The following is a 7,441-nucleotide window of genomic DNA, read 5'->3' as shown; positions in this document are numbered from 1 at the left end:
GACCGCGGTTGCGGTGTGGCTGGACTTGTGGGGATCGATGCCGATGACGATCATGGAAGGCGGTTCCCTTCTCTGCTCGGATTGGGGAATCCGCGGAGGACAATCCGACTTCAAGCACCTCTCACAGCAGCTTGTGGTCACGCCTCTCTTCAGTCACTCCGCGAATGCAGACCGGGAGGGCGGACACACCCCAGGAGGGTCAACCCAACGAGCGGGTGACAGGAATTACACGAGTCAGCCCTTCCGGTCTGCTACGGAACGCTACGGGCAGCTACCCCGACCGCGGTCCGCTGACACGACCATAAGTCGGAATTACGTGACGGTCGACAGACGGAACTACAATCGCAACATTGCCGGGTAGAAGACGTCAGGTGGAGGCATCTGCTGCCACACGCGCCACCTGGCCACCGTCCTCTGGAAGACCATGGTCAACGATGCCCGGCCACACGACCTGGCGACCACTACGCAGCGTTCGGACGCGGCTGGACGATACCGAGGGACCATAGACCACACACTGCCGCCGGGAACCGGCCACCAGCGACCCGACTCCACGCCGCTGTCACCCAACATCGTGACCTCCTACAGGTAGACGCCTATCGGCGATCTCGGGGATACCAGCCCTACCGCGTCCGAACTTTGAGTAAGGGGCGGCGCGGCGGGTCGCGTCGGGAACTACAGCGATCGGGCGAGTACCGTGCCGGGCGATTCGACCTCGTCGACGAGAAGTTCGATGAAGCGGGCGTCGGCGAATGCCTGCGCGATCGGATATTCGTGCATGTAGCCGAAGCCGCCATGAAGTTGGAGGCCTTTGTCTACCACGCTAGAGAACAGATCGGTGCTGGTGACGAGCAGAGCCGCAGCCTCGGTTGACCCCGCACCACCGGTATGCTGCGCACGGACACAATCACCGAAGATCGACCGCGCCGCGATCACGCTGCCTAGGAGACGGCCGAGGATCGACTGCGTGTTGTCGAACGCGAAGACCGACCGGCCGAAAACCGTGCGGTCCTGGACGTAATCCACAGTCCACCGAAGGGCTTCTTCCGCACCTGCCAAGCAGATCGCGGCCACGGCCAACGCGGTATCGGACCAGATCGTCCCCCGCAACGACTGCTCTTGCCGAACAACAGCGGACGGCTCTACCTGCACCTTGTCGAATTCGACGGCGGCGGATCCGGAATCGAGGGCGCCAACAGGACGCGACTGGGCCGAACAGGTGATTCCTGGCGTACGCGCATCGAGCACGATCAGAAGATCGGCGCCGGCTTCGGTGCGGGCGAGAACCACGTAGTCAGTGGCATGTGCTCCGTCGATCACCGTTCCCGCCCGACCGTCGAGCGTCACAATTCCGGAATCCGCGGTCACCAACACGGTCGCGTCGAGATCGATGTAGGCCACGCGTTTGGTTCCCGACGCTATGCCGGCGAGCACATCGCGTGCACCCGGATGCGCGTCCGCAACCGCGAGAGCGGGCGCCACCACCGTTTCCGTGAGTCCGAGCGCTAAGGCGGCACCAGTGGCGCCTACCCGCATCAGCTCCTGCGCGGCAACCAGCCCGAACCGCCGGTCCTCACTGCCCCCGCCACCGAGGTGTTCGGGAACGGTGGTGCCGAGAATGCCTTGAGCGGCGGCGGACAGATGGAACCCCGAATCGACTGCCCCCGCGGTCCGCCACTCCGACAACTGGGGGCGCACCACTCGGTCGACGAAGGAACGAAGACTGTCGCGAAATTGGTCGTGATCGTCCTCGAAGGCCTGTCCGAGAAGGCGGGTGGGCGCAGATTCGGTGACGCTCATCGATTGCTCCACACCGCGGGCCGCTTCTCGACGAAGGCCCGCGCCCCCTCCGCCGCATCGGCCGAGCTCCGTACCGCATCGGTGATCGGGCGCTGTCGCGCGAAGGCGTCCGCACTCGACCAGTCGGGGACTGCGTCGGCGATTTCCTTGACGGCGCGGATGGCAAGGGGAGCGTTCGAGGCGATGCGCATTGCCAACGCTCGTGCGCTCTCCACTGCCTGGCCGTCGGCGACCACGTAGTTGACGAGCCCGAGCTCCGCTGCCCGCCCGGCGGTGATCGGGTCTCCTGTGAAGAGCATGTCGAGTGCCACGGCACGCGAGACCCGCCGCGGCAGCCGCAGGACTCCGCCCGCGGCCGCGACCAGTCCACGCTTGACCTCGGGGAGCCCGAACTGCGCACTCTCGCCGGCGACAACGAGGTCACAGGCCAGCACCATTTCGAAACCGCCTCCGAGTGCCTTACCTTCCACAGCGGCAATCATGGGTTTTGCAGACGGGCGCTCGACGATTCCGAAACCGCCACGCTTCTCGGTCACCGGTCGCTCGCCGGACTCGGTGAAGGCTTTGAGATCCATCCCCGCACTAAAGACGCTCCCCCCTCCGGTGAGCACACACGCCCGGATATCGGTGTTCGCGTCGACCTCGTCGAGCGCGGACGCGATCGCCTCGGCCGTGTGCTTGTCGACCGCGTTGCGCACGTGGGGACGGTCGATCGTGATGACGGCGACGTGATCGGCAATCGACATGCGCACCGGTCCGCCGGCGGTGGGTGCAGCGTCGACGCGCTGTGCTAGCGCGCTCACCGGGGCGCCATCCTGATCGCACCGTCGAGTCGGATCGTTTCGCCGTTGAGCATAGGATTGTCGATGATCGACATCGCAAGGCGGGCGAACTCGTCGGGTTGCCCGAGGCGGCTCGGGTGCGGCACCGATGCGGCCAGGGAGGCCCGCACCTCGTCGGACAGCCGGGCCAGGATGGGTGTATCGAAGGTGCCCGGGGCGATGGTGCATACCCGAATTCCCTTGCTCGCGAGGTCCCGTGCCGCGACGATCGTCATTCCCGCGATCCCCGCCTTGGCGGAGGCGTAAGGCACTTGGCCGATCTGGCCTTCGAAGGCAGCCACCGACGCGGTGAGCACGGCGACGCCTCGCTCGCCATCGACTGGTGTGTTGCGTGCCATGCGTGCCGCCGCGAGCCGCAGGACGTTGAAGGTACCGATCAGGTTGATCGACACCACCTCCGTGTACAGCTCCAACGAGCCCGGTGCTCCGTTGCGGTCTACCAGGCGAAGCGCTCCGCCGCGGCCGGCGCAGTGGACAAGGACCCGCAGTGGCGCCGATCGTTCCGCGGTGTCCAGGGCTGCCTCGACAGCATCAGCGTCGCGCACGTCGGCCGGGACGAAGGTTACTGCGTCTCCGAGGTCATCGGCGACTTCGGCGCCGTTGGACGAGGCGAGGTCGACGATGACGACGTGTGCGCCGTCCTCCACCAACCGTTTGACCGTTGCGAGCCCGAGCCCTGATGCGCCGCCGGTGACAACTGCGGATACTCCCCGCACATCCATCTTGGTGAATCCTTAACTGGTCTGTTCGTGTCTGTTTCGAGTGGACGAGGTGATCAGAGTCGTTCGATGAGCGTGGCGTTCGCCATCCCACCGGCCTCGCACATGGTCTGCAGCCCGTATCGACCGCCGGTGTCTTCGAGTGCGTGCAGCATGGTGGTGAGCAGTCGTCCTCCGGACGCACCCAAGGGATGTCCCAGGGCGATGGCACCGCCGCGCGGGTTGATTTTGTCCGGGTCGGCGTCGAAGTGTCGTTGCCAGGCCAGCGGCACGGAGGCGAAGGCTTCGTTGACTTCGTAGTGGTCGATGTCCGCGAGGGCGATGCCGCTGCGCTCGAGCACCTTCTCGGTGGCGGGGATGGGGCCGGTCAGCATGGTCAGTGGATCGGAGGCTGCGACCGCAAACGAGTGGAATCGTGCCCGCGGCCGGAGACCGAGAGCGTTGGCGCGCTCTTCGCTCATGATCAACAAAGCGCTGGCCCCGTCGGTGATCTGCGACGAGTTCCCTGCAGTGATCTGCCAGGTGATCTCGGGGAATCGTTCAGCCAGCTCCTCGTTGTAGAAGACCGGCTTCAGCGCCGAGAGTCCCTCCGCGGTCGTTGCCGGCCGCACGGTCTCGTCAGCGTTGACGGTCACAGGATTGCCGGCGCCGTCGACGGACTCGATGGCCGCGATCTCGCGCTCGAATGAGGCGGCGGCCGCTCGCTGATGTGAGCGAGCTGAGTAGTCGTCGAGTTCTTCTCGGCTCAGCTTCGCCCGGGCGGCGACGAGTTCGGCTGAGATCCCTTGGGGGACAAGTCCGGGCCGGTACCGTTCCGCGACCTTCGCACCGTAGGGGTCCTGGCCGATCCGGGCGGAGAACATCGGAACGCGACTCATCGATTCCACACCACATGCCACCACGATGTCGGCGGCTCCGGCGAGGATGGTCTGCGCGGCGAAATCGGCTGCCTGTTGGCTGGATCCGCAGGCACGGTTGATGGTGACCGAGGGAACCGATTCCGGCAGACCCGCTCCCAGCCATGCCAGGCGGCCGACCCCCATAGACTGCTCCCCCACCTGGCTGACGCAGCCAGTGATCACGTCATCGACCGACGCAGGGTCGATGTCGTTACGTCGGAAGAGATCTGCCAGCAAACTGGCGAGCAGATCGACGGGGTGGACAGCCGACAACGCGCCGCCGGGCTTGCCGTCCTTGGGGGGACGCCCCTTGGCCATCGGTGATCGAATCGCGTCGACGATTACTGCATTTGCCATAGAGTTCTACCAATCTGTTTTGGTGGTTTTCAGCGGTTTCGCGCACTGCGGGCGGGCGCCGGACAAGCCGTGGGATCCCAGTAGTACGCCACGATCGCGCTGATCTTCCCGTCCGTGAACGCCCATTTCTCGGTGGCCAGAGACTCGCCGCCCTCGCCCGTGCCACCGGCGCCTGCCCAGGTGAATCGCACCTCGGCGAAGACCACGGTGTCGGTACCGGCCAGCGATTCGACTGTCGGCGCCACCGGCCCGACAACGGGAGGTGCGGTGGCGGCGGCAACGAACATCGACTTCACGGCCGAACTTCCGGACAGAGCCCCCGCGTACGGAAGTCCTGGAGGCAATTGCAGTACCACGTCCGACGCGAGGTGCTCGTCCAGCAACGCACCGATTGTGGTTGCGTCGCTCGCTGCGAGCGCGGTGTAGAAGCGAGCTACCACTGATGCGGGCGTGTTGTCCACCATGTGACCCCATTCGTAGGTGGCGCCAGCCTCTGCCTCGCCACTCCATTTTGAGTGCTTACGTTTCACAATAGGTGAGCACCTTCCGAATAGTCAACGATCGTTCACATACACGCGTTCCGGGGCGCGGAGCGCCCCGGCACTGCGATGATTGGTCGTCTACCGCGCCCTAGACGTACATCGACTTCGTCTGCAAGTATGCGCCGAGCCCCTCCGGGCCGAGCTCACGACCGAGGCCGCTGTTCTTGTAGCCGCCGAACGGGGCGTCCATCGCGATCGCGTACCGGTTGACTCCAATCGTGCCAGTCTGGACTCGCCGGGCAACGTCCCTCCCGCGCTCGGGATCGCAGGTGAAAACGACGCCACCGAGCCCAAACTCCGAGTCGTTGGCGATACGGACCGCATCTGCCTCATCGTCGTAGGGCAGCACGGTGAGCACCGGCCCGAAGATCTCCTCGCGAGCGATTCGCATGGAATTGTCCACGTCGCCGAAGACTGTCGGCTCGACGAAGAAGCCCCGGTCGAGACCGCTCGGTCGCCCGCCTCCGGCGACGAGCGTCGCCCCTTCCTGCCGGCCCACTTCGATATAACCATTCACTCGCTGGAGTTGACGCTCACTCACCAGCGGTCCCGCCGCAGTACCCGCGTCGAGCGGGTCACCGACCGGAATGGCGCGGGCGGTCTCGGCAACCGCGTCGAGCACCTCCGCGTAGCGCGATCGAGGGGCGAGAATCCGGGTGTTCGAGTAACAGATCTGCCCTGAATTGGGGATGCACACGATCGGGATGTTGGCCGTGAACTCGGTCAGGTCCACGTCATCGAGCAAGATTGCCGCAGACTTACCCCCGAGTTCGAGAGTGACCGGCTTGAGGGCCGCCCCGCACGCCTCGGCGATCCACTTGCCCGCCGCGGTAGAGCCGGTGAAGGCGATCTTCGCGGTCCCGGGATGCTTCACGAGCAGCTTGCCCGTCTCGGCCCCGCCGGTGACAAAGTTGATCACACCCGGCGGGATACCTGCCTCTTCAACCGCCTCGGCGAAGTGCACGAGATCGAGTGAGGTCTCCGGGGCAGCCTTGATGACCGCGGTGCAGCCGGCGGCGAGTGCGGCGCCCAGTTTCCAGCTCAGCAGCGTGTGTGGGCCGTTCCACGGAACGATGAGCCCCGCGACGCCGACCGGTTCGCGGCGCACAATCGTCGTGCTGCCGTCCAGGGAAGGAACGACCCGCTCCTGCTCGAACGACTCCGCCAAGGTGGCGAAGTAGCGGTAGGAATCGGCAGGGAGTAGGTCGTTGGCGTACCGCGACATCGTCAGTGGCATGCCGTTCTGTGCGGTCACCGCGGCAGCGAGTTCTTCACCTTTACCATTGACCGCCGCGGCCAAGGCGCGCAGATACTCGGCGCGCTCCGCACCGGTCGCTTCCGCCCATGAAGCATCCCGGGCAGCTGCCTGAGCTGCGGACACGGCGTTGTCGACGTCCGCGGCGTTCGCGTCGGCGATCTGTCCGATCTTCTCCTCGGTCGCCGGGTTGACGACGTCCAGGCGAGCGCTCGACGAGGAATCGACGAGCTTACCGCCCACTAGGATCTGCGCTGCGTTCACTGGATTCTCAATTCTGCGAAAGTCGCTGTTGCACTGCGGAAATGGCTCATTTCGATGCACGGAACGTCGAGGGCGGTGCACCGTGCGCCTGCTGGATTCGCCGTGGGGCGAAGGCGTGACGCGAACAGCACGTCGAACGCCACACGTGCGTCGCTACGCCTCCAGATCTTCGGTGATCGAAATCACGATGTCAACGAACATGCCCGAAATTGCTCTGTGAACGATCGTTACGTTGCCGCTATGGTGTATGCATGACCATCGATAGCGAACTGGCGTCCCACCCGCCCGTCGGCCGAGACTGGCCGGAGTGGCAGGGGTGGGTAGAAGCGATGCCCATCTCGCAGCTCTTGGGCCTTCGGTGCACCGATATTGAGGCCGGCCGCGCGATCGCCGTGCTCGACACACCCCCCTGGCCCGCGAATCCGAATGGTGCCGTCCACGGCGGCCTCGTCGCAGCCTGCGCCGATCACCTGTTCGGCGTGGTGGCGGTCAGCGCACTGCCCGAGGGCCGCCTGCCGGCCACGGCCACCCTGTCGGTGGAGTACGTGCGCCCGGCGTTCGCGCCGCTGACGTTCGAGGCAGTCGTCGACAACTCCGGTCGCACCCTCGCGTTCGTGACCGTCACGGTTCGGTCGCCGAACGGGCAGGTTTGCACCAAGGTCAGCGGGACGATGTCGGTCGGCGGATCGAATGTTCGCACCGACGCTCGCCCGTCCATCATCAGCGTGAACGATCGTCAACAGTCTACCCCTTCGCAAATTTGAGA

The 7,441-nt window shown here is 65.4% G+C and carries 7 protein-coding genes; 1 reads left to right on the top strand and 6 read right to left on the bottom strand.

Translation table 11 applies throughout. The features are described from left to right. Positions 1-672: 672 nt before the first annotated feature. From ABD951_RS28215 to ABD951_RS28190, 6 genes are all read right to left on the bottom strand, one after another. Entirely contained in the window at positions 673-1,797 is a 1,125-nt protein-coding gene (locus ABD951_RS28215; protein WP_345353523.1) for an acyl-CoA dehydrogenase family protein, read from the bottom strand. Beyond that, positions 1,794-2,543 carry a crotonase/enoyl-CoA hydratase family protein gene (locus ABD951_RS28210; protein ID WP_345353529.1) on the bottom strand — a complete coding sequence of 250 codons (750 nt, stop codon included), beginning with the start codon at positions 2,541-2,543 and terminating at the stop codon, positions 1,794-1,796. Before ABD951_RS28210 ends, ABD951_RS28215 begins: the two co-directional genes overlap by 4 nt. Positions 2,544-2,596: 53 nt before the next feature. Further along, complete coding sequence (locus ABD951_RS28205; protein WP_345353521.1) at positions 2,597-3,361, bottom strand: SDR family NAD(P)-dependent oxidoreductase; 765 nt, start codon at positions 3,359-3,361, stop codon at positions 2,597-2,599. A gap of 53 nt (positions 3,362-3,414) precedes the next feature. Further along, positions 3,415-4,614, bottom strand: coding sequence for a thiolase family protein (locus ABD951_RS28200; protein WP_345353519.1), 1,200 nt, complete (start codon positions 4,612-4,614; stop codon positions 3,415-3,417). A 29-nt stretch (positions 4,615-4,643) separates the two neighbouring features. Next, the gene (locus tag ABD951_RS28195; protein ID WP_345353517.1) at positions 4,644-5,144 is read right to left on the bottom strand and encodes a nuclear transport factor 2 family protein; all 501 of its coding nucleotides are present in this window, start codon (positions 5,142-5,144) and stop codon (positions 4,644-4,646) included. A gap of 100 nt (positions 5,145-5,244) precedes the next feature. Beyond that, positions 5,245-6,675, bottom strand: a complete 1,431-nt coding sequence (locus tag ABD951_RS28190; RefSeq protein WP_345353515.1) for an aldehyde dehydrogenase — start codon at positions 6,673-6,675, stop codon at positions 5,245-5,247. Positions 6,676-6,926: 251 nt separating this feature from the next. Between ABD951_RS28190 and ABD951_RS28185 the strand changes: the two genes are divergently transcribed. Beyond that, positions 6,927-7,439: a PaaI family thioesterase gene (locus ABD951_RS28185; protein WP_345353513.1), complete on the top strand. Its 513-nt coding sequence runs from the start codon at positions 6,927-6,929 to the stop codon at positions 7,437-7,439. Positions 7,440-7,441 lie beyond the last annotated feature (2 nt).

It is taken from the genome of Rhodococcus olei (assembly GCF_039540555.1).
Lineage (GTDB): Bacteria > Actinomycetota > Actinomycetes > Mycobacteriales > Mycobacteriaceae > Rhodococcus_G > Rhodococcus_G olei.
The sequence above is the reverse complement of the archived record's forward strand: the minus strand, read 5'-3'. Positions and strand labels throughout refer to the sequence as shown.

Bases quoted from the DNA above. Each gene is read 5' to 3' on its own strand.
- ABD951_RS28215 (WP_345353523.1), bottom strand. From the start codon at position 1,797: ATGAGCGTCACCGAATCTGCGCCCACCCGCCTTCTCGGACAGGCCTTC.
- ABD951_RS28210 (WP_345353529.1), bottom strand. From the start codon at position 2,543: ATGTCGATTGCCGATCACGTCGCCGTCATCACGATCGACCGTCCCCAC.
- ABD951_RS28205 (WP_345353521.1), bottom strand. From the start codon at position 3,361: ATGGATGTGCGGGGAGTATCCGCAGTTGTCACCGGCGGCGCATCAGGG.
- ABD951_RS28200 (WP_345353519.1), bottom strand. From the start codon at position 4,614: ATGGCAAATGCAGTAATCGTCGACGCGATTCGATCACCGATGGCCAAG.
- ABD951_RS28185 (WP_345353513.1), top strand. From the start codon at position 6,927: ATGACCATCGATAGCGAACTGGCGTCCCACCCGCCCGTCGGCCGAGAC.